Source organism: Bosea sp. PAMC 26642 (assembly GCF_001562255.1).
Taxonomy (GTDB): domain Bacteria; phylum Pseudomonadota; class Alphaproteobacteria; order Rhizobiales; family Beijerinckiaceae; genus Allobosea.
In genome coordinates this window covers 1,955,364-1,979,430 of sequence record NZ_CP014301.1, presented here as the reverse complement: position 1 = coordinate 1,979,430, position 24,067 = coordinate 1,955,364, and the positions used below count along the sequence as shown (strand labels likewise).

Genomic DNA, 24,067 nt, shown 5'->3' with positions numbered 1-24,067 from the left:
GGTCATGACGTGCCCGTCAGAGGCGCGCTGAGGAGGAACCACCATGTCCGCAACCGGAATCGGCGCCTCGGTCCGTCGCAAGGAAGATCATCGCTACATCACCGGGCAGGGCCGCTATACCGACGATATCAACCGGCCCGGCCAGGCTTATGCCTATTTCCTGCGGTCGCCTCATGCTCACGCCACCATCAAGTCGATCGATACGGCGGCTGCCGCAGCCATGCCCGGCGTGCTGGGCATCTTCACCGGCGACGATCTCACGGCCGACAAGGTCGGCGGGCTGATCTGCGGCTGGATGATCCACAACAAGGATGGCTCGCCGATGCGGGCGGGCGCCCATCCGGCGCTGGCGCAAGGCAAGGTGCGCTATGTCGGCGACCATGTCTGCGTGATCGTGGCCGAGACGCTGGCGCAGGCACGTGACGCCTCGGAGGCGATCGTCGTCAATTACGGCGTGCTTCCTGCTGTCGTCGACACCGCCAGTGCGGCGGGCGCCAAGACGGTCGTCCATGCCGAGGCGCCCGACAACACCGTGTTCAACTGGCATCTCGGCAACAAGGACGAGACCGAGAAGGCCTTCGCGGTGGCAAAGCACGTCACGAAGCTCGACATCGTCAACAACCGGCTGGTGCCGAATGCGATGGAGCCGCGCGCGGCCGTCGGCGACTACGACCAGGGCGAGGGGCAGTTCACGCTCTACACCACAAGCCAGAACCCGCATGTCGCGCGCCTCGTGCTCTCGGCCTTCATCGGGATCGCGCCGGAGAACAAGCTGCGCGTGATCGCGCCCGATGTCGGCGGTGGCTTCGGCTCGAAGATTTTCATCTATGCCGAGGAAACGGTCTGCGTCTGGGCGGCCAAAAAAGTCGGCCGGCCGGTGAAGTGGAATGCCGACCGGACCGAGGCCTTCCTCTCCGATGCGCATGGACGGGACCACGTCACCCATGCCGAACTCGCGACCGATGCGGACGGCAAGATCACGGCGCTGCGCGTCAAGACCACGGCCAATCTCGGCGCCTATCTGTCGACCTTCTCTTCGTCGGTGCCGACCTATCTCTACGCGCCGCTGCTCTCGGGCTCCTACGACATTCCGGCGATCTATGCCGAGGTCGACGCGGTCTACACCAACACTGCGCCGGTCGATGCCTATCGCGGCGCGGGACGGCCGGAGGCGACCTTCGTGGTCGAGCGGCTGGTCGAGGTCGCGGCGCGTGAACTCGGCAAAGACCCAGCCAAGTTCCGGATGCAGAACTACATCAGGAAATTCCCGCACCAGACGCCGGTGATCATGATGTACGACGCCGGCAATTACGGCGCTGCGCTGAAGAAGGCGCTGGAGATCATCGACTACAAGGGCATCGGCAAGCGCAAGCGCGACTCCGCCCGCAACGGCAAGCTGCGCGGCATCGGCTTCTCCTCCTATATCGAGGCTTGCGGCATCGCGCCCTCGGCAGCGGTCGGGTCGCTCGGCGCCGGCGTCGGCTTGTGGGAATCGGCGGAGGTGCGCGTCAATCCTGTCGGGACGGTCGAGGTGCTGACCGGCTCGCACAGCCACGGCCAGGGCCATGAGACGACCTTCGCCCAGCTCGTCTCCGACCGGCTCGGCATCCCGATCGACAATGTCTCGATCATCCATGGCGACACCGACAAGGTGCAGATGGGCATGGGCACATACGGCTCGCGCTCGGGCGCCGTCGGTATGTCGGCGATCTTCAAGGCTGTCGACAAGGTCATCGCCAAAGGCAAGAAGGTCGCGGCCTATGTGCTGGAGGCCGACGAGGCCGACATCGATTTCACTGAGGGTCACTTCAGGGTGAAGGGCACCGACAGGACGCTCGATTTCGGGTCGTGTGCGCTTCAGGCCTATGTCGCCCACAAGTTCAACGGGCAGGATCTGGAGCCGGGGCTGAAGGAGGGCGCCTTCTATGACCCGACCAACTTCACCTTCCCGGCCGGCGTCCATATCTGCGAACTCGAGATCGATCCCGAGACCGGCATCACGACAATCGAGCGCTGGGCGGCGGTCGATGATTTCGGCAACGTCATCAACCCGATGATCGTCGAGGGGCAGGTGCATGGCGGCATCGCCCAGGGCGTCGGCCAGGCGCTGCTCGAAGGGGCACGCTATGACGCCGAAGGACAGCTGCTGACGGCGAGCTTCATGGATTACGCCATGCCCCGCGCCGACGATCTTCCGTCCTTTCAGGTGGGCATGACGGTGACGCCATGTCCGTCCAACCCGCTCGGCATCAAGGGCTGCGGCGAGGCGGGCGCGATCGCGTCGCCGCCGGCCGTGATCAACGCCATCACCGACGCGCTCGGCCATGAGGATATCGCCATGCCGGCGACGCCGCAGGCCGTGTGGCGCGCGGCGCAGAAGAGCATCAAGAGAATGGCTGCCGAGTAGTTTCCTCCGTCATCCCGGACAAGCTGCGAAGCAGCGCCGATCTGGGATCCATTCCTGACTCGTTCCGGAATGGATCCCGGCTCTCCGCTTCGCTCCGGCCGGGATGACTCCCGCGTATTTCAGCAAGGGATCAAGCCCATGTACGCCTTCACCTTTCACCGCCCCGCCACGGCCCGGCAGGCCGCAGGTCTCCTTGCCAAGAAGGAGGACGCCAAGCTGCTGGCCGGCGGGCACACGCTTTTGCCGACGATGAAGCAGCGGCTCGCGGCGCCCAGCGCGCTGATCGATCTCGGCGCCTGCGCGGATCTCAAGGGCATCGCCCGCAAGGGCCGCACCATCGTCATCGGCGCGATGGCGACCCATGCCGAGGTCGCTGAATCGACGCTCGTGCAGGAGGCCATTCCGGGCCTGGCCTATCTCGCCTCGCATATCGGCGATCCGCATGTGCGCCATCGCGGCACCATCGGGGGCTCGGTGGCCAACAACGATCCGGCGGCCGATTACCCTGCCGCCTGCCTCGCGCTCGGCGCAACGATCATCACCAACAGGCGCAAGCTCTTCGCCGACGACTTCTTCACCGGTCTCTACGAGACGGCGCTGGACGAAGGCGAGATCATCACCAGGATCGCGTTCCCGCTCGCCTCCAGGGCCGGCTATGCGAAATTTCGGAATCCCGCCTCGCGCTATGCGCTGGTCGGGGTCTTCGTCGCCAAGCGCGGCGCCGATATCCGGGTCGCGGTGACCGGCGCCGGAGCGAGCGGCGTGTTCCGCTGGCCCGAAGGCGAAGCAGCGCTGAGGGTCCGCTTCGCGCCGAAATCGCTCGATGGCGTCAAGGCCTCGGCCCAGAACATCAATGCCGACATGCACGCCGACGCAGAATACCGCGCCCATCTGATCGGCGTGATGGCGAAGCAGGCGGTGGCGCAGGCGGTGGGGCGGTAGGCGCGATCATCTGCGACGTCATGCTCGGGCTTGACCCGAGCATCCGTCCCAAGACTAGCTACGACTCATTCCTATGAGATGCTCGGGTCAAGCCCGAGCATGACGCGAGTTGTCATGCCCTCTGCCGTTCCCGCTTCCATCGACGCCACGCTGGCCCTGCTGCAGTCTCAAGGCTATGTCGCCGACCGCTCGCTTGCGACCGTGCTGTTCCTCGCCTTGCGCATGAAGCGGCCGCTGCTGCTGGAGGGCGAGGCCGGCACTGGCAAGACCGAGATCGCCAAGACGCTTTCGGTGGCGCTCGGGCGCAAGCTGATCCGGCTGCAATGCTATGAGGGGCTCGATCTGGCGTCTGCCGTCTACGAATGGAACTATGCCGGGCAGATGATGGCGATCCGGTTGGCGGAGGCCGGCGGCACAAGTGGTGACCGCGAGCGTTTGGAAAGCGACGTCTTCTCGGAGAGATACCTCGTCAAACGGCCGCTGCTGCAGGCACTGGAGCCGCAGGAGGGCGGGCCGCCCATCCTGCTGATCGACGAACTCGACCGTACGGACGAGGCCTTCGAGGCCTTCCTGCTCGAGGTTCTGGCGGATTCGCAGGTGACGATCCCGGAGCTGGGCACGATAAAGGCGGCCGAGCCCCCGATCGTGATCCTGACCTCGAACCGGACGCGGGAGATCCACGACGCGCTGAAGCGGCGCTGCCTGTATCACTGGGTCGGTTATCCCGATGCGGCACGGGAACTCGCCATCCTGAAGGCGCGCGCGCCGCAGGCGCCGGCCAAACTGGCGAAGCAGGTCGTGGCTTTCGTGCAGGCGATCCGCAAGGAGGAGCTGTTCAAGGCGCCCGGCGTCGCCGAAACGCTCGACTGGGCGAGCGCTTTGGTGGAACTCGACGCAGTCGCCCTCGATCCGGCGCTGGTTTCGGATACGCTGGGCGCGCTGCTGAAATACCAGGACGACATCCAGGCGATGCAGGGCTCGAAGGTGCGCGAGTTGCTGGATCAGGTGAAGGCCGAGGCGGGGCGTTGAGGGATGGCGTTAGCCCGCCTTCCGCGTGCCCTTGCGATCGGGGCCGAGATAGGGATTACGCACGGCGTTGGCCCAAAATTTGTCATCGAGCGGCGGGATGTCGGAGTAGTCGATTTCGCTGTCAGGCCTGTTCTTCAGGGCTTCGATCTCGGCCAGTTGCTCGGGCGTGAGAGCCGGAGGATTGGCGAGGTCGAACTCATATCTGACTATCTTGCTCATAACGTCGCTTCTCCTTCCTGTCGGCCGGGCGGGCTGAAATGATACGCAGGACTTCGATCAAGCAGTCATTTCGGTCGGTATGGACGACGACAAGCAATAGATGCGTGTCGATCATGCCGATCGTGTTCCAACGATGTTCGCCACCTTCCGCCCCGCTATACTCTGTCAACGCAAGCGGGTCCGCGAAAACGCGTGTCGCCGTCTCGAAGCGTATGCCGTGTTTGCGCGCGTTGCTCTCCGCTTTTGCCGGATCCCATTCAAAGCGCACGCGATACAATCCTGCACCACAAGCTTATCATCGATGCCAATCAAGCGCCAAACATCTCGGGAGGCAAGGCCATGAACAACGACATCAAGGCGATCGAGGCGGCGACCTGGACCTATCTCAACGGGCTCTATGAGGGCGATGTCGGCAAGCTCGAACAGGTCTTCCATCCGACGAGCGCGCTGACGAGCGCGCAGGATGATGGCGCGATCAAGATCGTGCCGCGGGCGGAGTGGTTCGAGGCGGTGCGCAACAGGCCTTCGCCCAAGGCCGCCGGTCTGGCGCGGGGCGATCATGTCCTGACGATCGACCTCGTCGGGCCGACGCTGGCGCTGGTGAAGGTGAAATGCCAGATGCCGCCACGCTATTTCACCGATCTGCTGTCCTTCCTGAAGATCGAGAGCAAATGGCAGATCGTCCAGAAGGTGTTCATGACGGAGATGGGGGCTTGAGTTTGCTTGCCCCTTGCGGCGGCGGCGACTCTTCTCCCTCCCCCCGCTTGCGGTGGGCAGGGCCGGGATGGGGGGGAGAGTCGAACGGTTCGGACGTCGAGGCAAGTTCTGCACGCCCCCCCATCCCTAACCCTTCCCTGCTGGAAGTCGGGTTTACCCGACTTCCAGCAATGCCTGCCCATGTCGGGAACACCCGACATGGGGAAGCGGGGGGAAGGGGACATTGACCGGAAAACTCCCCGAGAACGTCGCCTATTTCGCCCGTGCGCTGCGGATCGCCGGGGTTCCCGTCGGCCCCGGCGCCGTGATCGAGGCTGTCGAGGCGCTGGCCGAGGGGGCGTTGGGCGAGCGCGACGATGTCTATTGGGCGCTGCACGCGATCTTCGTGAAGAAGCATGAGGACAGCGTCGTCTACGATCAGGCCTTCCGATTGTTCTGGCGCCGGCGGGCCCTGATCGAGAAGCTGATGGCGCAGATGTCGCCGGTTTCGCCCGGCGCCGACAGCCAGCCGCAGAAGGAGGAGGCCGGCGCGCTACGGGTTGCAGAGGCTTTCGCGCCGCCCAAGCGCGAGGACGACGAGCCACCGACCGAATTGACCGAGTTGTCGGCACGGCTGACACTGTCGGACAAGGAGACGCTGAAGTCGCGTGATTTCGCGCAGATGAGCGCGGCCGAGATCGCCCGGGCCAAGCAGCTCATCGCGGCCCTGCGCCTGCCCGACGACACGGTGCCGACCCGGCGTTTCCAGGCTTCGCATCAGGGCGTGCGGATCGATCCGCGCCGGACCTTTCGGCGCTCGCTGCGGGGCGGCGGCGGCTCGATCGATCTGGCCTTCCGGGAGCGGGCGGAGGTTCATCCACCTGTCGTGGCGCTCGTCGATATCTCCGGTTCGATGGCGGAATATTCGCGCATCTTCCTGCATTTCCTGCACGCGATCACCGAAAAGCGGCGGCGGGTGCATTCCTTTGTGTTCGGGACGCGGCTGACCAATGTCACGCGCTCCCTGCGCTCGCGCGATCCCGACGAGGCGCTGGCGCTGGCGGGCCGTGCCGCGCCCGATTGGGAGGGCGGAACGCGCATCTCGACGGCGCTGCATACGTTCAACCGGATCTGGTCGCGCCGGGTGCTGGCGGGCGGGGCTGTCGTGCTGCTCTTCACCGACGGGCTGGAGCGCCATCTCGACGGCGAGCTCGGTTTCGAGATGGACCGGCTGCATCGCTCGTGCCGGCAACTGGTCTGGCTCAACCCGCTGCTGCGTTTCGGGGCTTTCGAGGCGCGGGCCAGCGGCATCCGGACGATGCTGCCCCATGTCGATTCGTTCCGGCCGATTCATAACCTCGCTGCGATGGCCGATCTCTGCGCGGCGCTTTCGCCCCACGCAGAGCGGCAGAGCGATCCGCGCCAGTGGTTGAAGAAGGCCGGGTGAGGCATGATCTACGACGATGCTCCTCCGTCATTGCGAGCGCAGCGAGGCAATCCAGAGCCGCGTGCTCGACGCCCCCTGGATTGCTTCGTCGCTTCGCTCCTCGCAACGACGGATGGCGGTTCGCCTTCACTGCAGTGACATCACACTTCGAGGTCGCCCCATGATCAGCACGGACACCGACATCCTCGCCACTGCCGAAGCCTGGGCGACGTCCGGGCGCGGCGTCGCGCTTGCCACCGTGATCGAGACCTGGGGCTCGGCGCCGCGGCCGGTCGGCTCGCATCTCGTCATCGACGGGGAGGGGAATTTTCAGGGCTCGGTCTCGGGCGGCTGCGTCGAGGGCGCGGTCGTCGAAGAGGCGTCCGAGGTCATCGCTGATGGCAAGGCGCGCACGCTCGAATTCGGCGTCGCCGATGAGACCGCCTGGAAGGTCGGGCTGTCCTGCGGCGGAAAAATCCGCGTCTATGTCGAGAAGGTGAACTGATGGCCTCCTGGGAAACACTCCTTGCCTTCGCGACGCTGACGTTGCTCGTCGCCTATATTCCGGGGCCGGCGCTGCTCTACACGGCGGCGCAGACGATCGCGCATGGCAGGCGGGCCGGCTTCATGGCGATGCTCGGCATTCATCTGGGCTGCTATGCTCATGTCCTGGCGGCGGCTTTCGGGCTCTCGGTCGTGTTCAAGCATGTGCCGGAACTCTATGTCGCGGTGAAGCTCGCCGGTGCGCTCTATCTGGTTTGGCTCGGCATCGGGATGATCCGCACGAAGCTGTCCGAGACGGACACGCCGGTGACGGCGTCCAAGACGGTAAAGCGTGCGCTGCTCGACAGCTTCATCGTCGAGGTCCTCAACCCCAAAGTCGCGTTGTTCTTCATCGCTCTGCTGCCGCAATTCGTCGATCCGGCAGGCTCTCTTCCGGTCTCGGCACAGTTCCTCATCCTCGGGACGATCGTCAATTTTGCCTTTTCCTCGGCCGACCTCGTCACGGTGCTGGGTGCTTCCGCGATCGTCCAGAGGATGAAGAAGACTAAGACGGGCTTCGCTTTCGGGCGCTGGCTTGGCGGCTCGCTGATGATCGGTCTCGGCGTCAAGCTCGCCACCGAAAAGGGCTGAGGCGATGGACCTCTCCGTCCTGACCGTGTTGAATGCCGAGCGCGCCGCCCGCCGCGCCACCGTGCTCGTCACAGACATTGCGAGCGGTGCACAGCGGCTGGTGAAGGCTGCGGCGATCGCCGCCGACCCGCTGGCGAGCGTACTCGACAAGCAACTGCGCATGGGCAAGAGCGGCATGGTCGAGGCCGATGGTGGTTCGTATTTCCTGACCGTGCAGGCGCCGCATCCACGCATCGTCGTCACCGGGGCGGTGCATATATCGCAGGCGATGGCGCCGATGGCGAAGCTGCTCGACCTCGACATCAGCGTGATCGACCCGCGCACCGCCTTCGCCACGCCGGAGCGCTTTCCCGAGGTGACGCTGCTGGCGGAATGGCCTGACGAGGCGTTGGCGCGGCTGCCGCTCGATGCCTACACAGCCTTCGTGGCGCTGACGCATGACCCCAAGATCGACGATCCCGGACTTGAGGCCGCGCTGCGCTCCGAGTGCTTCTACATCGGTGCGCTTGGCAGCCGGAAGACGCATGGCAAGCGTATCGAGCGATTGACGGCGGCCGGCTTCGATGCCTCGGCGACAGCGCGCATTCATGCGCCGATCGGCCTCGATATTGGCGCCGTCTCGCCGGCCGAGATCGCGCTGGCGATCCTGGGCGAGATCGTGAGTACCTTGCGCGGGCCGCGCCGGAAGCCGCTTTGAGCCCGATTTCATGAAATTCGGACCTGTCGCCATCGCCGACGCCGAAGGCTGTGTCGCCGCCCATAGCGTGCGTGCCGGAGACGTCATCGTCAGGAAGGGCGCGACGCTCGGCGCCGCTGATGTCGTCCGGCTGTCGTCGGCTGGCGTGACCGAACTCGTGGCCGTGCGCTTCGAGCCTGGCGATATCGATGAGAACAGTGCCGCCGCAAGGCTTGCCGCCGCGCTGGCGGGGCCGGGCGTCGTCACCGAGGCCGCATTCACGGGCCGCGTGAATCTGTTTGCGGCGTCCGCCGGTGTGCTGACGATCGATGTCGCCGCGATCGACACGTTCAATCGCATCGACGAGGCGATCACCGCCGCGACCCTGCCGGCGATGAAGGCTGTCGTGGCCGGCGAGATGGTCGGGACGGTCAAGATCATCCCCTATGGTCTGGCCGAAAGCCTTGTCGAGGAGGCGTTGGCTAGTCTTCCGGACGCACAGCCGATCGCAGTCTCGGCCTACCGGCCTGCACGCGTCGGCGTGATCTCGACGCTGCTGCCGGGGCTGAAGCCCTCCGTCGTCGACAAGACGCTGCGGGTCATGGCGGAGCGGCTGGCGCCGGCTGGCGCGACGCTCGCGGGTGATGAGCGCGTGCCGCATGAGGTCGCGCCGCTTACTCGCGCGATCGCGGCGATGGCGACCGGCCCGGCCGAGATCGTCGTCATCTTCGGCGCGTCGGCGATCACGGACCGGCGTGATGTGATTCCGCAGGCGCTGCTGGAGGCTGGCGGGCGGATCGAGCATCTCGGGATGCCGGTCGATCCGGGCAACCTGCTGCTGATCGGAGAGCTTGCCGGCAAGCCGGTGATCGGTGCGCCGGGCTGCGCCCGCTCGCCCAAGGAGAACGGCTTCGACTGGGTGCTGCAACGCTGCCTCGCCGGCATCCCGGTCAGCCGGTCCGATATCCAGGCCATGGGCGTCGGCGGGCTGCTGATGGAGATCGTCTCCCGCCCGCAGCCGCGCGCGCCGGGGCGCAGCGAGCCCGCCCGTGTCGCCGGCATGGTGCTCGCGGCCGGCCGCTCGACCCGGATGGGGCAGGCCAACAAGCTGCTGCAGCCGGTGCGCGGCAAGCCCATGGTGCGCCATGCGGTCGAGGCGCAGATCGCCTCCAGCGCCAGTCCGGTGATCGTGGTGACGGGACACCAGTCCGACGAGGTGGCGGCCGCGCTGGGCGGGCTCGATGTCCGGCTCATCCACAACCCCGATTTCGCGACAGGTCTCGCCAGTTCCGTCAAGGCTGGGTTGCGCGCACTGCCCGAGGACGCGCGGGGCGTCATCGTCTCGCTTGGCGACATGCCGAATGTTACGGCTCAGGTGATCGACCGGCTGGCGCAGGTTTTTGCCGAGCGCACCGAGGCGTTGGCTGTCGTGCCGACGCTGTTCGGCCAGCGCGGCAATCCCGTGCTGCTGTCGCGGGAGCTGTTCGGAGCCGTCGCAAAACTCTCGGGGGATCAGGGTGCCCGGCGGCTGCTCGACGAGGCGGGAGAGGCGGTCGTCGAGGTGGCGCTCGACGATCCCGCGATCGCGCTGGATGTGGATACGCCCGAGGCACTGCAGGCCTTGTCGGAAGTGTCGGCCGGAGTCTGAGGTTCATGGTTCTTGCGAGCAGCGGGGATGACGGTCAGGAGGCGAGCCAATAAGCGGCCAGACGGCGGATCAACCAGGGCGTTTCGCGATTGTCGGGAATTGGGTTTTCCCCCTTTTGAAGCTGCTGGTTCTGATCTAGCATTTCGGAGACGTCGGGACGCGAGGGGGCTACGTATTGCCATGTCAGAACTGACAGTTGTCGGGAAAACCTCCGAGATCGGGCGGTTCTATCGGCAGGCCGGACCAGGCCCGGCTCTGGCTCTGCTAGCCGCGCTGTTCATCAGCGGCTGTGCATCGACGCCGGTGCAGGAGGCATCGATCGTCACGAGCCCTTCCGCGCCGGGTGCCTTCCCGCGCGATCGGCTCGTCGGGAACTGGGGCTCGGCCTCCTTTCACAATGCCAAGGACCGCAAGCGCACCGAAGCCGAGGCGCGGGCTCAGTGCAGCCAGCCCTATGTCATCGCCCGGGGACCGAGCGACGGCGTCATGATGCACGCCGCCGACGACCCGAAAATCTACGAGCTGAAGCTCAAGGGCGGGGCGGGCGGCAAGACCTATCTCGGCTTTGAAGCGCCGGCGGGCGATCCGCAGGATCGCGAAATCCTCTCGGCGAGCGATACGATGCTGGTGATGCGGTTCGTCGATCCCGACGTCCACAAGCGTTACGGCACATTCGTCTATGTCCGCTGCGGTCGCTGAGCGGACACCATGATCGGCTTCGGTTTGGAGTGCATGATGAGACTGAAGACTGGATATCGGGCAGCGCGGCTTGCCTTGCTAGCTGCCATCGGAGTTGCGTCCGTCGCCATCGGGCCGGCGAGCGCTCAAGGCGCCAGGCCTGCACCGCAGGAGACGATGGATATCGGCGACGAGCCGGGTCGCGTCTCGAGCGAGGAGGCGGTCGTCAGCGAAGGCCCATTCGCACGGCAGGTCGTGTTCTTCCGCTCGAACGAGGCGCCGGGCACGCTCGTCATCCACACATCCGAGCGCTTCGTCTACCTCGTTCAGCCCAATAACCGCGCGATGCGCTACGGCATCGGCGTCGGGCGTGAGGGTTTCCAGTGGTCCGGACTGGTCAAGGTCAGCCGCAAGTCGGAATGGCCCGACTGGCGCCCGCCGCCGGAGATGCTGGCGCGCCAGCCCTATCTGCCGCGCTTCATGGCCGGCGGCCCCGGCAATCCGATGGGCGCGAGGGCGATGTATCTCGGTTCCACGGTGTTCCGCATCCACGGCACCAACCAGCCGGAGACGATCGGGGAGGCAATCTCCTCGGGATGCTTCCGCCTCGCCAATGGCGACGTGATCGACCTCTACGACCGCGTGCCGCTGAACACCAAGGTCGTCATCCGCCACGGTGCGACGCTTTAGACCACGCCTCGCTTCATCCAGCCCCAGCGACATCACAGAATCCGGAGCGAGACGAACGTGCGAAACAAGGTCGGAACCCGGTTGAGCCATGCCTTCGTCGGCCTTGCGGCAGCGGCACTATGCGCCTTTGCGCCCATGGCCGCGGCGGGCACGCTGGATACGGTCAAGCAGCGCGGCACCTTGCAATGCGGCGTCAGCGAGGGGCTGTTCGGTTTCTCCGAGAAGGACGCGCAGGGCAAATGGTCGGGCTTCGACGTGGATTTCTGCCGCGCGGTTGCGGGCGCGATCTTCGACGATCCCGCCAAGGTCGCTTTCGTGCCACTGACGGCGAGCGAACGCTTCAACGCCCTGCGCGCCGGGACCGTCGACCTGCTCTCGCGCAATTCGACCTGGACACTGGAGCGCGAGGCGGGCCTGGGCCTCGCCTTCGCCGGCGTGACCTATCATGACGGCCAGGGCTTTCTGGTGATGCGCAGCCTGAACGTGACCTCGGCGCTGGAGCTCAACGAGGCCAAGGTCTGCGTCGAGGCCGGCACGACGACGCAGGCCAATCTCGCCGATTTCTTCCGCGCCAATGCGATGAAATACGAGGAGCGGGCTCATCAGAAGAGTTCGGATGCGCTCGCCGCTTTCCAGGCCGGCGACTGCAACGTCCTGACCCGCGACCAGTCGGCGCTCTATGCCGAGCGACTGAAGCTGAGCAAGCCGGGCGATACGGTCATCCTGCCCGACGTGATTTCGAAGGAGCCGCTCGGGCCGGTGACGCGCGCCGACGATTTTCCTTGGTTCAACATCGTGAAATGGGTGAACTTTGCGCTGGTCAACGGCGAGGAGCTTGGCATCACCTCGAAGAACCTCGCAGATGCCACGGCCTCGACCAAGCCCGACGTCCGCCGCTTCGTCGGAGCGGAGGGCGGGCTCGGCAAGATGCTGGGGCTCGACGACGGCTGGGCGCTGCGGGCGGTGCGCGCATCGGGCAACTATTCCGAGATCTACGAGCGCAATCTCGGCGTGAACTCCCGCCTCGGCATTCCGCGCGGCCTGAACCAGCTCTGGAGCATGGGCGGCGTCCTCTACGCGCCGCCGCTGCGTTGATCGGGACGAGGCCACGCTCCTCGACGTCATTGCGAGGAGCGCAGCGACGAAGCAATCCAGAACCTTGGCGCTTCACGTCCCCCTGGATTGCTTCGCTGCACTCGCAATGACGGTGGATCAGCCTTTATGCTGGTCGACTTGGCATCATGTTTCGCTTCCGCCTGACGGTCAGCGCCGCCAGTGCAGACCAAGCGTTGCATAGGCCTCGGCAGGGCGGTCGCTGGTGTTCTGGACGCCACCCGAGAGCCGCCACGTCAACCCGAGCAGCCGCAGCCCGGTCAGATGCAGGCCGAGGCGAAGCTTGCTGTAGTCGCTTTCTCGGTAAAGCTCGACCTCGGGTCCGACGAAGAGTTCGCGAATCTGCGGCAGGGCCCATCCGGGCGCCAGCCTTGCCCAGAGCCGACCATCGAGCGTCGAGGCATAGGCGCCGGCATGGAGCACGATGTCGGGTGTGGGCCTCGACCAGAGATCGGTTTGAAGTCGCCAGCCCATGCGGGTGCGCGTGGTCATGCTGCAGCCGCAGCCGCTCTGCTCGCTCTCGATGTCGGACCCGCCATATAATGCGACAAAGGTGTCCCTGATCCGCCATTCATAGCCCAGCATCACCTGAGAGCCGGTCTTGTAGGTGACGCCGTGCGGCCGGCTGCGATTGGTCTCTTCCTTCGATAGCCCAGCTGCCAGCAGGGCCCGAAAGCCGCTCTCGTCCAGGCCGCCGCGCAAGGCGCGCTTCACACCCACCGAGGCGAAGGTCTTGGCCGGTCCGGCTTCGAGCGAGCCGAAGAACACGGCCGAGATTGCGGGACGCTCGCCCATCTCGTCTTCGGCAACGGCGCGCGCGGACGGCAAGAGTCCCGCGACAAGCGCGAGACCAAGCGTCACATGGCTCGCGCAACCATACGCCACGCATACTCCCGTCGTTACGCGTGCACTCAGCAAGCGGAGCCGGATGCACGTCCCGATTGCAGCAGGTTGGCAGGAGCCTTGCAAGTCTTTGTTAACCAGTCGGGCGCAGCCTTGGCTGAACCGGCTAAGCTTTCATCGTGTGCAACGAAGGGGAGTGGCGATGGCGTCTGTGGATTTCATCCGGCAATTGAAGGGCTACGGGCTGACGACGGCGACGATCCTGTATCGTCTGCCCGATCATCCAAAACTGCTGCAGACCTATATCTGGCAGCAATATGATCTCGCCCCGCGCTTCCCCGTGCTGCACGATTTCCTGGATTTCTGGAAACGCGAGCTCGAAGGACCGCTGCATTCGGTCACCGTCGCGCATTCACGGCTGATCCGCCCGGCAGAAATCGTCAACGTCAACGGCGTGCTGACGCTGCACTGAGGCCGCGGCAGCGTTTGACGTTCAGTCGTCAGCACCGCTGTCATTCCGGGGCTTCGCGCAGCGAAGAGCCCGGAACCCATAAGCCTTGCCAGTGCCGAACGACGCGATCAGGCGCAATTTCTTCTTTCGATACCACCTGAGTTTATGGGTTCCGGGCTCGCCGCTTTGCGGCGCCCCGGAATGACGGCGGTGGTTCGGCGGCAATTATGCGGCGGGCGCCTCAGCTGAAATAGGGCCTCAGGTTCGTCCTGATGCGGTCGAGGACGGTCGCGCCCGAGAGGTCCGGTGCGAAAGAGCGTCCCGTGATCGTCTCATAGGCCTCGATATAGACCTTCGACGTCTGGTCGACGAGTTCGTCGGGAATGGCCGGGATCGGATCCTTGTAGGGGTCGCAGCGGGCCGCGACCCAGGCGCGGACGAAATCCTTGTCGAGGCTGGCTGGGCGCGTTCCGGCGGCGAAGCTCGCCTCGTAGCCGTCGGCATTCCAGTAGCGGCTGCTGTCGGGCGTATGGATCTCGTCTGCGAGGATGGTCGTGCCGTCCTTGTCTGTGCCGAATTCGTATTTCGTATCGACGAGGATCAGCCCGCGTTCGGCGGCCCGAGCCTGGCCGCGGGCGAAGAGCACCAGGGCATAGCGCGACACCGTCTCCCATTGCTCTTCGCTCAGCAATCCCTGCGACAGGATGGCCTCGCCCGACAGCGGCTCGTCATGGCCGCCGTCGAAGGCCTTGCTGGTCGGGGTGATGATGGCCTGGGGCAGCTTTTCGTTGTCGCGCATGCCGTCGGGCAGCCGCATCCCATACATCTCTCGTTCGCCCTTGCGATACTTCGTCAGGATCGAGGTGCTGGTCGTGCCGGCGAGATATCCCCGGACGACGATTTCGACGGGGAGGATGTCGAGCCTTTTGCCGATCACGACATTGGGATCGGGATAGGCAAGGACGTGGTTCGGGCAGATGTCGGCCGTCTCCTCGAACCAGTAGCGCGCGGTCTGGGTCAGAACCTCGCCCTTGAACGGGATCGCGGTCAGGATCAGGTCGAAGGCGCTCAACCGGTCGGTCGCGATGATGATGCGGCTTCCGTCGGGCAGGTCGTAATTCTCGCGAACCTTGCCGTTGTAGCGGTTCGGCAGTTCGGGAATGAAGGCATCTGACAGAATGCGGGACAGACTCACGGGCTTTCGTCTTTCGCTGGAGCTGCGGCGAAGTCGCTTAAAGTAGCGCGCGGCGGCGAGGTCAAGCCGGATCGGCGGGGCAGGGCGGAAAGCCGTCGGTCGGTGCAGCCGGCGCGCATCGCCAAACGCGGCACAGACCGTCGCCGCTTGCGCTTGTTGCGCGGGCCCCGTGCATGTTACGCCGCTGCTCCCGTTCCGATCCGGCCTTTATCGCTTGTCACCTTCGTTGCGCACGTCTGGACTTTTCGCGGCACTCGCCGCCCTGCCCGGAGAGCGCATCGCCGTGTCGACGATCGTCGCGGCACTGCAGGACAGGACCTACGCACTGCTGGTGGTCCTGCTCGGGCTGCCGAACTGCCTGCCGATGCCGCCGCCGATTCCCCTGGTCTGTGGGCTGGTGCTCGGCTTCGTCGGCGCACAGATGCTGATCGGGCGGGCGCTGCCCTGGCTGCCGCAAAGGCTGCTGAGGCGGACTATCGGCAAACCCGAACTGGCGCGCGCCGTGGGGCGGGCGCTGCCGCCGCTGATCTGGCTGGAGCGGTTCTCGCGGCCACGCCTGACGATGCTCGGCGGCGTCGTCGCAATCCCGATCCTGGGCCTGCTGATCCTGGTCCTCGCGCTCGGCCTCGTCGTTGCGGCACCGTTCATCGGCCAGATCCCGTTGGGCCTCGCCGTCTGCCTTGTCGGACTCGGGCTGGTCGAACGCGACGGCCTGTTCATCCTCGCAGGCGCGGCGATGGGTGCGCTCGGGCTTCTGCTCAGTGCCGGTTTCGCATACGCGATCGTCAGCGGAATCGCCGGCCTGTTCTGACGGCGTCGTTCAGGCGGCGGCAAGGACCGCGGCGAAGGGTGCCTCGAGCGACAGCATCCGGTCGATCTCGTCGGCCGGTACGCCTTTCGAGAAGAGGAAGCCCTGCAGCTCGTGACAGCCGATCGCCTGCAGGAAGCGATGCTGCTCGGCGGTCTCGACGCCTTCGGCGCAGACCCTCAGGCCGAGCGCCCGGCCGAGATGCGCGATCGAGTGGACCAAAATCGCCGATTCGCCCGTCGTCTCCATGTATTCGAGGAAAGACCGGTCGATCTTGATCTTGTCGAAGGCAAACCGGCGCAGATAGATCAGGCTGGAATAACCGGTGCCGAAATCGTCGAGCGCCAGCCCGACACCGTGGGCGCGCAATTCCATCATGGCGTTCTCGGCCGCGTCGGCATCCTCGACGACGACGCCCTCGGTCAGTTCGAGTTCGAGCCGGGTCGGCTCGAACCCGGTCTCCGCGATGATGCGGATGACGCTGGCGACGAAATCCTTGTGGCGGAACTGTATCGGCGAAACGTTGACGGCGAGGCGAATGCCCTCCCAGCGACTGGCCTCGATGCAGGCCTTGCGCAGTACCCACTCGCTCAGCGGCACGATCAGGCCGCGCTCCTCGGCAATGCTGATGAATTCGGCCGGCGGGACCATGCCATGGACGGGGTGCGGCCAGCGCACCAGGGCCTCGACGCCGACGATGGTCGAGCCGTCTATGGAGACCTGCGGCTGATAATGCAGCACGAGCTCGTCATTCGCGATTGCCCGGCGCAGATCCTCCTCGACCATGCGCTTGAGCTGGAGCGCGCGGTTCATGCCCGGCTCGAAGAAGGAATAGCGGTTCCGGCCTTCGTTCTTCGATTGATAGAGCGCGGTGTCTGCGAGGCGGATCAGCGTTTCGCGCCTGGCTCCATCCTGCGGAGCAAGCGCGATGCCGATCGAACAGCCGATGGTCGTCTCGACACCGAAGATGATGAAAGGTCGCGTCAGGCTCTCGAGGATCCGCTCGCCCAGTGCCGTCGCGGCGGCCGGTTCAGCGACGAGAGTCTGGATGATGCCGAACTCGTCCCCGCCCAGCCGGGCGACGGTGTCGCCCAGCCGCATCATATCCGAGAGCCGCTCGGCGACCTGACGGATCAGCTCGTCGCCCGCGGTATGGCCATAGGTGTCGTTGACGGCCTTGAAGCGATCGAGGTCGATCAGGAGGACGGCGAGGCCCGGGCCGCCGCGTGTGATCTGGGCCAGTTCCCGATCGAGCTGCCGGTCGAAGGTGCGCCGGTTGGGTAACAGAGAAAGCTCATCCTGTCCGGCCAGGCGCTGGATCTGGATCTCGCGCAAGGCAACTTCAGTGGCGGCGCCACGCAGGCGGTGGACGACGAAGGCAAAAATGCCGGTGAAGAGCATGGCGACGGCCACCAGCCCCCAGAGGAATTTCTGCAAAAGCGCATCGCCCGGCCGTTCCGGGGTCCAGGTCAGCCAGGTCTCGACGCTGCCGTCGGGCGCCAGCACGTCGCGCCGCGTGAGGGGATCTGCCGGCTTGCTTGCGGTCAGGCGGATATCGGCGACCCGATAGCGCTCGGCGAGGTCCTCAAGCATCGTCGCCGTTATCCGCCGATAGCCGACGACCTTGAGCCCGCCGGCACTCGCGGCGAGGATGGGGGCGGGTGACACGATCAGGTCGGAGACCAGAATGACGATCGATTCGTGAGAATCCCTGACCATCATCGAGAATGTCGAGGGAGACCCTTGCGGCGCTGCTTGGGATCCGCCGGGGAGCCGGCGGGTGAAATGCCGGAGTCCATTATAACCGGTCTGACCGGCTTTGGCTCCGGATTCGACACCGGCGAGGACTAGACCGTGTCCGGTGACGAGATAGGCGCCGTCGAACTCGAGAAAACGGCTGCTCAGTCGCAGGAAGGCGGCTTGCAGTGCGGCAAGCGGCTCGGGGGAAGCCAGCGCGGCCTGCAACTCGCCGGTTGCGGCCAGGCTTTCCAGCCTTAGCCGGCGCAATCTGGTCTGGCTGTCGAAGGCCGCCTCGATCCGCTCGTGCTGGCGAGCCGCTTCGAGACTATTGGCGTCCCTGGTGATCGCCAGAACGACTGCGCTCGCTGCCGCTATGACCAGCACAAATGCGCAGGCCAGCGTCGCCACGGTGCTGCGGAGCATCCGGGCGGAGGACTCCGCATTGGTCGTCTTCGCGCCTGACGGCGGGTGCATCGGCTATCCCGTGGGTATCGGTCCAGCCATCCTTGGCGCGGGTTCGTTGACATCCCGTTTCCACAGCACCGCATTAATCGATGAATTCAACCTCAGGTCGGTCCATAGGGCGGGCGCGGGATAGCGGTATGCGCGGCACGCAGAGCGGCCGACCAGCGCTCTCGCAGGTCGTGGAAATAGGGTTCGCCGGCCTCGATGCGCCGATTCAGCTCCGGCTCGTCGGCGTCCCGACGCATGACCAGGAAGTCGATCGGCAGGCCGACGCCGAGATTGGAGCGCATGGTCGAGTCCATCGAGATCAGGCCGACCTTGAGAGCGTCGTAGAGATGGGTCTTAAAGGTAACGGCGCGGTCGAGGATCGGCTTGCCGTATTTATGCTCGCCGATCTGGAGGAATGGAGCGTCCTGACCGCATTCGATGAAGTTTCCGGCGCCGTAGATCATGAAGAGCCGCATCGGCTGGCCCTTGATCTGACCGCCGAACAGCATCGAGACGTCGAATTTGACCCCGGCCTCGCGCAGGGCCGGACCGTCGGAGTCGCGCACCGAGCGGATCGCGCGTCCGACGAGCTGCGCGGCGCGGAACATCGAGCCGACGCCGACCAAGGTCTCGGTCTCGCCTGTTTCGGCATTGAGAAGGCCCTCGTGCAGAAGGCTGACGACCGACTGGGTCACCGAAAGATTTCCTGCCGTCGACAGAGCGAAGGTCCGCTCTCCCGGCCAGGAAAAGACGTGAAGCTTGCGGAAGGTCGAGACGTCGTCGAGCCCGGCATTGGTGCGGGTGTCGGCGATCATCACAAGCCCGTCCTGCACGAGAATTCCGGCGCAATAGGTCACCTTGCGGTCCTTTATGTGGTCGAGCCTGCGCGGGGCGTCATTGATTGGCCTGCCGGTCGCCGGCCTCGCGCGCGCTGACGCGCACCGAGAGGTTCTCGCCGTTGCCGCCCTTGCGCGCGCCGCGCACGGGCGCCGCATCGGCAAAGTCGAGCCCGGCCGCGATCCGGACATGGGTGTCGATCGGGCAAAGGCCGTTGGCGCAGTCGAAGCCGATCCAGCCGTAATCGTCGAGATAGACCTCCGCCCAGGCATGGGCGCCGTTGGCGATGGGCAACTCGTCCGATTGCGCGACATAGCCCGAGACGTAACGGGCGGGGACGCCGAGCTGGCGGGCGCAGGTCATGAAGACATGGGCCAGATCCTGGGCGATGCCCTCGCGCGCGGCGAAGGCTGCAGCCGCGCCGATGCCGATACGAGGTCCGGCCTCCAGGCAGGTCATCTCTTCGTGCAGTGTGTCCATCAACACATGCATGCGCGCCAGCGGGCTCCCGGCGTCTTTCGTTATGGAGTGGGCGAACTCGCGCAGGGCCTCGTCATGCGTCGTCAGCAGCGTGTCGCGGTGGAACACCTCGGGCGGCACGCGCTCGATACCGCCGCGGACGACGCCGGCGAGGTCCGTGGTCTCGATCAGGCCGCCGACCTCGATCGCCAGGCTGGAGATCGGGCCTTCGGCCGAGAAGGTGTGGACGACATTGCCGTAAGCGTCCTGGCCGGCGCGCAGGCGACCGTCGACCGTCGGTTCGATGCGCCACCCCATGACGTGCTGGCCGTCATGGTCGAGCGGCGTCAGCCGCAGGATCTGCGTGATATGCCGGGCCGGCTCGGCATAGGCATAGTTGATCGAGTGGGAAATCCGGATCCGCATGGCGATCGCAGGCTTGGACTGAGGGCAACGACTTTCGTTTCTCTTAGCCGCCACGACCGGCGGAAGCGAGCCCGCAGCGCACCCTCATTGCAGATATTGCTCGATGATCGTGCCGCCGAGCCGATTGTTCTCGGTGATGAAGTCGGAGATGAACTCGTGCAGGCCGTGCTGGAAGATGTCGTCGATGCGGGTGTTGCTGAGGTTTGCGAGCGTCTTGCGCGCCTGGCGCTGCGAGGGACCCTGCCGTCCATAGGCGTCGCCGAGATAATCGAGATAGCGCGAGATGTTCTCGTAGCAGCTCGCCAGCGAGCGCGGCATACGCCGGTTGAGGATCAGAAGATCGGCGATCAGCAGCGGTTTCACCGCTTCGCGATACACCCAGTGATAAGCCGTCAGCGCCGAAACCTCGCGCAGGACTGTCGTCCACTGGAAGTAGTCGAGCGAGCCGCCGATCTGCTCGTTGGCGGGCAGCAGGACATGGTATTTGACGTCGAGGATGCGGGCCGTGTTGTCGGCACGCTCGACATAGACGCCGAGCCTGGAGAACCAGTAGCCGTCGTCGCGCAGCATGGTCCGGTAGGCCGAGCCGTCGAAAACCAGCGAGACGTTCTTCACCCATTCTAGGAAACGCGCGAACTCCTCGCGGTCCATGCGCTTCTTCTCGAAACGCTGCAGTTCGAGCCAGGCGCCGTTGAGTGCGTCCCACATCTCCGAGGTCAGCGCCGTGCGGACCGAGCGCGCATTGGAGCGGGCGAGGGCCAGGCAATTACGGATCGACGAGGGGTTGTCGGGGTTGAACGTCAGGAAATCGCAGACATTGCGCTCGTTGGCCTCGCCATAGGCCTTGGCGAAGGTGTCCTCGCAGCCGGCGGTCGAGACCGCGCTCTGCCATTCGGTGCCGGCGCCGCCATAGGCATGGGGCAGGTTGGTCAGGCGCGTCGTCGCGTCGAGAATGCGGGCGAGATACTCGGCCCGCTCCACATAGCGGGAGACCCAGTAGAGACAGTCGGCGGTACGCGAAAGCATGGTCAGCTCCGGCCTTATGGCGACGAGGCGGGGTGCGTCGGAGGCAAGATCGGCGTGGGTATCGCGGTCAATGTCATGCATCGAGAACCCATGTATCCTTCGTGCCGCCACCCTGGCTCGAATTGACCACGAGGGAGCCTTCCTTCAGGGCGACGCGGGTCAGGCCGCCGGGTACGCAGGAGATGCCGTTGGCCCCGCTCAGCACGTAGGGCCGCAGATCGACATGGCGCGGGGCCACGCCCGAGGCGACGAAGGTCGGGCAGGTCGAGAGCGCCAGAGTCGGCTGAGCTATGAAGCCCTCGGGGCTCGCCTTGAGCTTCCTGCGGAAGGCCTCGATCTGCGCCTTGTTGGCGTGGGGGCCGACCAGCATTCCGTAGCCGCCCGAGCCGTTGACCTCCTTGACGACCAGCTTTTCGAGGTTGTCGAGCACATAGGCGTTGGCCTCCGGCTCGCGGCAGCGGAAGGTCGGCACGTTCTTCAGGATCGGCTCCTCGCCGGTGAAGAACTTCACGATCTCGGGCATGTAGCTATAGACCGCCTTGTCGTCGGCGACGCCGGTGCCGACTGCGTTGGCCAGCGTGACGTTGCCGGCCTTGTAGGCGCCGATGATGCCCGGCACGCCGAGGATCGAATCGCTGCGGAAGACGAGCGGGTCGATATAGTCGTCGTCGATGCGGCGGTAGATGACGTCGACCCGCTTGGGCCCCTGGGTGGTCCGCATGTAGACCACGTCGTCCTTGACCAGCAGATCGGACCCTTCGACCAGCTCGACGCCGAGCTTGTCGGCCAGAAACGAATGCTCGTAGAAGGCCGAATTGAACTGGCCCGGCGTCAGCAGGCAGATCGAGGGATCGGACGGCGCGCTGCGCGGCGCCACCGAGCGCAGGGTGGCGAGCAGCTGATCGGGATAGTTGTCGACCGGAGCGACGCGATGCGTGGCGAAGAGCTCCGGAAAGAGCCGCAGCATCACCTCGCGGTTCTCCATCATGTAGGAGACGCCCGACGGGGTGCGGGCATTGTCCTCCAGAACGTAGAAGGTGTCGGCGTCGACCCTGACGACGTCGATGCCGGCGATATGGCAATAGATGCCGTGCGGCACCTGGAAATCGACCATCTCGAGCTGATAGCAGGAGTTGCGATAGACCAGATCGGGCGGGATGATGCCGGCCTTGATGCATTCCTTCGGACCGTAGACATCGGCCAGGAACATGTTGAGCGCGGTGACGCGCTGGCGCAGGCCCTTTTCCAGCTTGGTCCATTCGGGCTTGGTCAGCACCCGGGGGATGATGTCGAAAGGGATCAGCCGTTCGGTCGATTCCTCGTCGCCATAGACGGCGAAGGTGATGCCGATGCGCCGGAAGAACAGCTCCGCCTGGCTGCGGCGCAGCGCCAGCGTCTCGGGCGGCGCCTCCTTCAGCCAGCGGTCGAGTTCGGCATAGGCCGGCCTCAGCTCGCTTCCGCTACCCAGCATCTCATCGAACGCGACCATCGCAGGCGTTTTCCCCATTTGGATCAGCCTATTCCTATTCGCGAGCGTTCGGAAAGGGGGCTGTTGCCGCGCCCTTTGGCTGAGGTGCCTCTTTCTTGGGCGGTCGAGCCTAGATCAATCCGAGGCCGCGGAAGCTGGCGTGCCCGTCGCGTCCGACGATAACGTGGTCGTGGATCGCAATGCCCAGGGGCTTCGCGATATCAATGAGTTCGCGGGTCATCCTCACGTCGGCGCCCGATGGTGTCGGATCGCCCGAGGGATGGTTGTGGACCAGAATGACCGCCGAGGCCGAGAGTTCCAGCGCCCGGCGCATCACCTCGCGCGGATAGACCGGCGTGTGGTCGACCGTGCCGGTCTGCTGCACCTCATCGGCGATGACGGCGTTCTTCTTGTCGAGAAAGAGGATGCGGAACTGCTCGCGCTCGGCGAAGGCCATCGCCATGCGGCAATAGTCGAGCACCGCCGACCATGACGACAGCACCGGCCGCTTCGCGATGGCGCCCTTGGCCATGCGCCGCAGCGATGCCTCGACGATCTTGAGATCGAGCGCCACGCCCGGGCCGATGCCCTTGATCTCGGTCAGCCGGGAGATCGGCGCGCCGAGCACCTCGGCGAAGGAGCCGAAGCGCTGGATCAGGTCTTTGGCCAGAGGCTTGACGTCGCGCTGCGGAATCGAACGGAACAGCAGCAGTTCCAGCAGTTCGTAATCGGGCAGGGCATCGCCGCCGGTCTCATGGAAGCGGGCGCGCAGCCGGTCGCGATGGCCGTGATAATGCGGGGCGGGGCTGTCTTCGGCAATGGTTGGAGGCGATCCGACGCCGCCCGCGCGCTTGCCGCCGCCCTGCATCAGCCGGCCGCGAGCGGATTGTCGCGGCCGGCCGGCGAGAGCGTGAAGATCTCGCAGCCGGTATCGGTGACGCCGATCGTGTGCTCGAACTGGGCCGAGAGCGAACGGTCGCGGGTCACGGCCGTCCAGCCGTCGGAGAGCACCTTCACCCCCGCCTTGCCAGCGTTCAGCATCGGTTCGATGGTGAAAAGCATACCCGGCTTCAGCTGCGGGCCTTCGCCGGGGCTGCCATAGTGGAGGATGTTGGGCGCGTCATGGAAGACCTGGCCGAGCCCGTGGCCGCAAAAATCGCGCACCACCGAGCAGCGCTCGGCTTCGGCATAGCGCTGGATCGCAAAGCCGATATCGCCGGTCGTGCCGCCCGGGCGAACCGCCTTGATGCCGCGCAGCAGGCTTTCATAGGTGATCTCGACCAGCCGTTCCGCCTTGCGGGGGATGTCGCCGACGCCATACATCCGGCTCGAATCGCCGTGCCAGCCATCGACGATGAGCGTGTAGTCGATGTTGAGGATGTCGCCTTCGCGCAGCGGCTTGTCGTCGGGAATGCCGTGGCAGACGACATGGTTGATCGAGGTGCAGATCGATTTGGTGTAGCCGCGGTAGAAGAGGGTCGCGGGATAGGCGCCGTTGTCCATGGCGAACTGGAAGGCGAGATCGTCGAGGCGCTGCGTCGTCACGCCGGGCCTGACGTGCTCGCCCAGCATGTCGAGCCCCCGAGCCGTCAACTGGCCGGCCTTGCGCATGGCCGCGAAGGCCTCGGGGCCATGCAGCTTGATGACGGGATCACGCGAGCGCGATCGTCCGAGGGTTTCGTCGAATGTCATGTGTTCAGCCG

Annotated in this window: 25 protein-coding genes; 14 read left to right on the top strand and 11 right to left on the bottom strand. The window is 65.5% G+C overall.

Translation table 11 applies throughout. From position 1 onward, the window contains the following. Positions 1–43: 43 nt before the first annotated feature. The 3 genes from AXW83_RS09375 (at position 44) to AXW83_RS09365 (ending at position 4,378) form a co-directional block, all read left to right on the top strand. Positions 44–2,407, top strand: coding sequence for a xanthine dehydrogenase family protein molybdopterin-binding subunit (locus AXW83_RS09375; RefSeq protein WP_066612598.1), 2,364 nt, complete (start codon positions 44–46; stop codon positions 2,405–2,407). 138 nt (positions 2,408–2,545) lie between these two features. Next, positions 2,546–3,349, top strand: a complete 804-nt coding sequence (locus tag AXW83_RS09370) for an FAD binding domain-containing protein (protein ID WP_066612596.1) — start codon at positions 2,546–2,548, stop codon at positions 3,347–3,349. A 114-nt stretch (positions 3,350–3,463) separates the two neighbouring features. After that, entirely contained in the window at positions 3,464–4,378 is a 915-nt protein-coding gene (locus AXW83_RS09365; protein ID WP_066612594.1) for an AAA family ATPase, read from the top strand. 9 nt (positions 4,379–4,387) lie between these two features. Here AXW83_RS09365 and AXW83_RS09360 read toward each other — a convergent pair whose 3' ends face one another. Continuing rightward, on the bottom strand, positions 4,388–4,597 hold the full coding sequence (locus tag AXW83_RS09360) for an alanine--tRNA ligase (RefSeq protein WP_066612592.1): 210 nt from the start codon (positions 4,595–4,597) through the stop codon (positions 4,388–4,390). Then, complete coding sequence (locus tag AXW83_RS26485) at positions 4,575–4,865, bottom strand: BrnT family toxin (RefSeq protein ID WP_082767039.1); 291 nt, start codon at positions 4,863–4,865, stop codon at positions 4,575–4,577. Before AXW83_RS26485 ends, AXW83_RS09360 begins: the two co-directional genes overlap by 23 nt. A gap of 71 nt (positions 4,866–4,936) precedes the next feature. On the opposite strand from AXW83_RS26485, the gene AXW83_RS09355 reads away from it, so the two are divergent. The 9 genes from AXW83_RS09355 to AXW83_RS09315 all read left to right on the top strand — a co-directional run bounded on the left by AXW83_RS09355 (position 4,937) and on the right by AXW83_RS09315 (position 12,640). Continuing rightward, positions 4,937–5,314: a nuclear transport factor 2 family protein gene (locus AXW83_RS09355; RefSeq protein ID WP_082767038.1), complete on the top strand. Its 378-nt coding sequence runs from the start codon at positions 4,937–4,939 to the stop codon at positions 5,312–5,314. Between the two features lie 223 nt (positions 5,315–5,537). Then, positions 5,538–6,740, top strand: a complete 1,203-nt coding sequence (locus AXW83_RS09350) for a vWA domain-containing protein (protein ID WP_066612590.1) — start codon at positions 5,538–5,540, stop codon at positions 6,738–6,740. 160 nt (positions 6,741–6,900) lie between these two features. Continuing rightward, positions 6,901–7,224 (top strand): XdhC family protein, encoded by a 324-nt coding sequence (locus tag AXW83_RS09345; protein ID WP_066612589.1) that lies wholly within the window; start codon positions 6,901–6,903, stop codon positions 7,222–7,224. Continuing rightward, positions 7,224–7,853, top strand: a complete 630-nt coding sequence (locus tag AXW83_RS09340; RefSeq protein ID WP_066612587.1) for a LysE family translocator — start codon at positions 7,224–7,226, stop codon at positions 7,851–7,853. Before AXW83_RS09345 ends, AXW83_RS09340 begins: the two co-directional genes overlap by 1 nt. 4 nt (positions 7,854–7,857) lie before the next feature. Continuing rightward, positions 7,858–8,550: an XdhC family protein gene (locus AXW83_RS09335; RefSeq protein ID WP_066612585.1), complete on the top strand. Its 693-nt coding sequence runs from the start codon at positions 7,858–7,860 to the stop codon at positions 8,548–8,550. A 10-nt stretch (positions 8,551–8,560) separates the two neighbouring features. After that, positions 8,561–10,177, top strand: coding sequence for an NTP transferase domain-containing protein (locus tag AXW83_RS09330; protein WP_066612583.1), 1,617 nt, complete (start codon positions 8,561–8,563; stop codon positions 10,175–10,177). 180 nt (positions 10,178–10,357) lie between these two features. Continuing rightward, entirely contained in the window at positions 10,358–10,876 is a 519-nt protein-coding gene (locus AXW83_RS09325) for a hypothetical protein (protein ID WP_236841870.1), read from the top strand. 36 nt (positions 10,877–10,912) lie between these two features. After that, positions 10,913–11,545 carry a L,D-transpeptidase gene (locus tag AXW83_RS09320; RefSeq protein ID WP_066620215.1) on the top strand — a complete coding sequence of 211 codons (633 nt, stop codon included), beginning with the start codon at positions 10,913–10,915 and terminating at the stop codon, positions 11,543–11,545. A gap of 135 nt (positions 11,546–11,680) precedes the next feature. Next, positions 11,681–12,640, top strand: a complete 960-nt coding sequence (locus AXW83_RS09315; protein WP_066620211.1) for an amino acid ABC transporter substrate-binding protein — start codon at positions 11,681–11,683, stop codon at positions 12,638–12,640. Positions 12,641–12,808: 168 nt separating this feature from the next. Here the strand turns inward: AXW83_RS09315 and bcsS are convergent, their stop codons facing one another. Then, on the bottom strand, positions 12,809–13,543 hold the full coding sequence (bcsS, locus tag AXW83_RS09310; protein WP_156639900.1) for a cellulose biosynthesis protein BcsS: 735 nt from the start codon (positions 13,541–13,543) through the stop codon (positions 12,809–12,811). A gap of 160 nt (positions 13,544–13,703) precedes the next feature. On the opposite strand from bcsS, the gene AXW83_RS09305 reads away from it, so the two are divergent. After that, on the top strand, positions 13,704–13,973 hold the full coding sequence (locus AXW83_RS09305; protein WP_066612579.1) for an usg protein: 270 nt from the start codon (positions 13,704–13,706) through the stop codon (positions 13,971–13,973). A gap of 220 nt (positions 13,974–14,193) precedes the next feature. Here the strand turns inward: AXW83_RS09305 and AXW83_RS09300 are convergent, their stop codons facing one another. Next, on the bottom strand, positions 14,194–15,147 hold the full coding sequence (locus tag AXW83_RS09300; RefSeq protein WP_236841869.1) for a phosphoribosylaminoimidazolesuccinocarboxamide synthase: 954 nt from the start codon (positions 15,145–15,147) through the stop codon (positions 14,194–14,196). Between the two features lie 214 nt (positions 15,148–15,361). Here AXW83_RS09300 and AXW83_RS09295 point away from each other — a divergent pair, with 214 nt between their 5' ends. After that, positions 15,362–15,958, top strand: coding sequence for an exopolysaccharide biosynthesis protein (locus tag AXW83_RS09295; protein WP_066612575.1), 597 nt, complete (start codon positions 15,362–15,364; stop codon positions 15,956–15,958). Positions 15,959–15,967: 9 nt separating this feature from the next. On the opposite strand, the gene AXW83_RS09290 is transcribed toward AXW83_RS09295, so the two are convergent. The 7 genes from AXW83_RS09290 to map all read right to left on the bottom strand — a co-directional run bounded on the left by AXW83_RS09290 (position 15,968) and on the right by map (position 24,056). Beyond that, entirely contained in the window at positions 15,968–18,118 is a 2,151-nt protein-coding gene (locus AXW83_RS09290) for a putative bifunctional diguanylate cyclase/phosphodiesterase (RefSeq protein WP_168166077.1), read from the bottom strand. A 143-nt stretch (positions 18,119–18,261) separates the two neighbouring features. After that, on the bottom strand, positions 18,262–19,005 hold the full coding sequence (locus AXW83_RS09285; RefSeq protein ID WP_066612572.1) for a proteasome-type protease: 744 nt from the start codon (positions 19,003–19,005) through the stop codon (positions 18,262–18,264). A 37-nt stretch (positions 19,006–19,042) separates the two neighbouring features. Further along, positions 19,043–19,870, bottom strand: coding sequence for a transglutaminase family protein (locus tag AXW83_RS09280; protein WP_066612570.1), 828 nt, complete (start codon positions 19,868–19,870; stop codon positions 19,043–19,045). Positions 19,871–19,954: 84 nt separating this feature from the next. After that, a complete protein-coding gene (locus AXW83_RS09275; RefSeq protein ID WP_066620201.1) occupies positions 19,955–20,896 on the bottom strand; it encodes an alpha-E domain-containing protein in 942 nt (313 codons plus the stop codon). A 73-nt stretch (positions 20,897–20,969) separates the two neighbouring features. Further along, positions 20,970–22,385, bottom strand: a complete 1,416-nt coding sequence (locus AXW83_RS09270; RefSeq protein ID WP_236841868.1) for a circularly permuted type 2 ATP-grasp protein — start codon at positions 22,383–22,385, stop codon at positions 20,970–20,972. Positions 22,386–22,494: 109 nt separating this feature from the next. Beyond that, positions 22,495–23,232: a RadC family protein gene (radC, locus tag AXW83_RS09265; RefSeq protein WP_066612566.1), complete on the bottom strand. Its 738-nt coding sequence runs from the start codon at positions 23,230–23,232 to the stop codon at positions 22,495–22,497. Next, entirely contained in the window at positions 23,232–24,056 is an 825-nt protein-coding gene (gene map / locus AXW83_RS09260) for a type I methionyl aminopeptidase (protein WP_066612564.1), read from the bottom strand. The genes radC and map overlap by 1 nt, the downstream gene beginning before the upstream one ends. Positions 24,057–24,067 lie beyond the last annotated feature (11 nt).

Coding starts and splice junctions, on each gene's coding strand:
- AXW83_RS09360 (WP_066612592.1), bottom strand. CDS start 4,597: ATGAGCAAGATAGTCAGATATGAGTTCGACCTCGCCAATCCTCCGGCT.
- AXW83_RS09290 (WP_168166077.1), bottom strand. CDS start 18,118: ATGCTCCGCAGCACCGTGGCGACGCTGGCCTGCGCATTTGTGCTGGTC.
- AXW83_RS09355 (WP_082767038.1), top strand. CDS start 4,937: ATGAACAACGACATCAAGGCGATCGAGGCGGCGACCTGGACCTATCTC.
- AXW83_RS09340 (WP_066612587.1), top strand. CDS start 7,224: ATGGCCTCCTGGGAAACACTCCTTGCCTTCGCGACGCTGACGTTGCTC.
- radC (WP_066612566.1), bottom strand. CDS start 23,232: ATGCAGGGCGGCGGCAAGCGCGCGGGCGGCGTCGGATCGCCTCCAACC.
- AXW83_RS09375 (WP_066612598.1), top strand. CDS start 44: ATGTCCGCAACCGGAATCGGCGCCTCGGTCCGTCGCAAGGAAGATCAT.
- AXW83_RS09270 (WP_236841868.1), bottom strand. CDS start 22,385: ATGGTCGCGTTCGATGAGATGCTGGGTAGCGGAAGCGAGCTGAGGCCG.
- map (WP_066612564.1), bottom strand. CDS start 24,056: ATGACATTCGACGAAACCCTCGGACGATCGCGCTCGCGTGATCCCGTC.
- AXW83_RS09320 (WP_066620215.1), top strand. CDS start 10,913: ATGAGACTGAAGACTGGATATCGGGCAGCGCGGCTTGCCTTGCTAGCT.
- AXW83_RS09335 (WP_066612585.1), top strand. CDS start 7,858: ATGGACCTCTCCGTCCTGACCGTGTTGAATGCCGAGCGCGCCGCCCGC.
- AXW83_RS09315 (WP_066620211.1), top strand. CDS start 11,681: ATGGCCGCGGCGGGCACGCTGGATACGGTCAAGCAGCGCGGCACCTTG.
- AXW83_RS09330 (WP_066612583.1), top strand. CDS start 8,561: ATGAAATTCGGACCTGTCGCCATCGCCGACGCCGAAGGCTGTGTCGCC.
- AXW83_RS09365 (WP_066612594.1), top strand. CDS start 3,464: ATGCCCTCTGCCGTTCCCGCTTCCATCGACGCCACGCTGGCCCTGCTG.
- AXW83_RS09370 (WP_066612596.1), top strand. CDS start 2,546: ATGTACGCCTTCACCTTTCACCGCCCCGCCACGGCCCGGCAGGCCGCA.
- AXW83_RS09345 (WP_066612589.1), top strand. CDS start 6,901: ATGATCAGCACGGACACCGACATCCTCGCCACTGCCGAAGCCTGGGCG.
- AXW83_RS09305 (WP_066612579.1), top strand. CDS start 13,704: ATGGCGTCTGTGGATTTCATCCGGCAATTGAAGGGCTACGGGCTGACG.
- AXW83_RS09275 (WP_066620201.1), bottom strand. CDS start 20,896: ATGCTTTCGCGTACCGCCGACTGTCTCTACTGGGTCTCCCGCTATGTG.
- AXW83_RS09280 (WP_066612570.1), bottom strand. CDS start 19,870: ATGCGGATCCGGATTTCCCACTCGATCAACTATGCCTATGCCGAGCCG.
- AXW83_RS09325 (WP_236841870.1), top strand. CDS start 10,358: ATGTCAGAACTGACAGTTGTCGGGAAAACCTCCGAGATCGGGCGGTTC.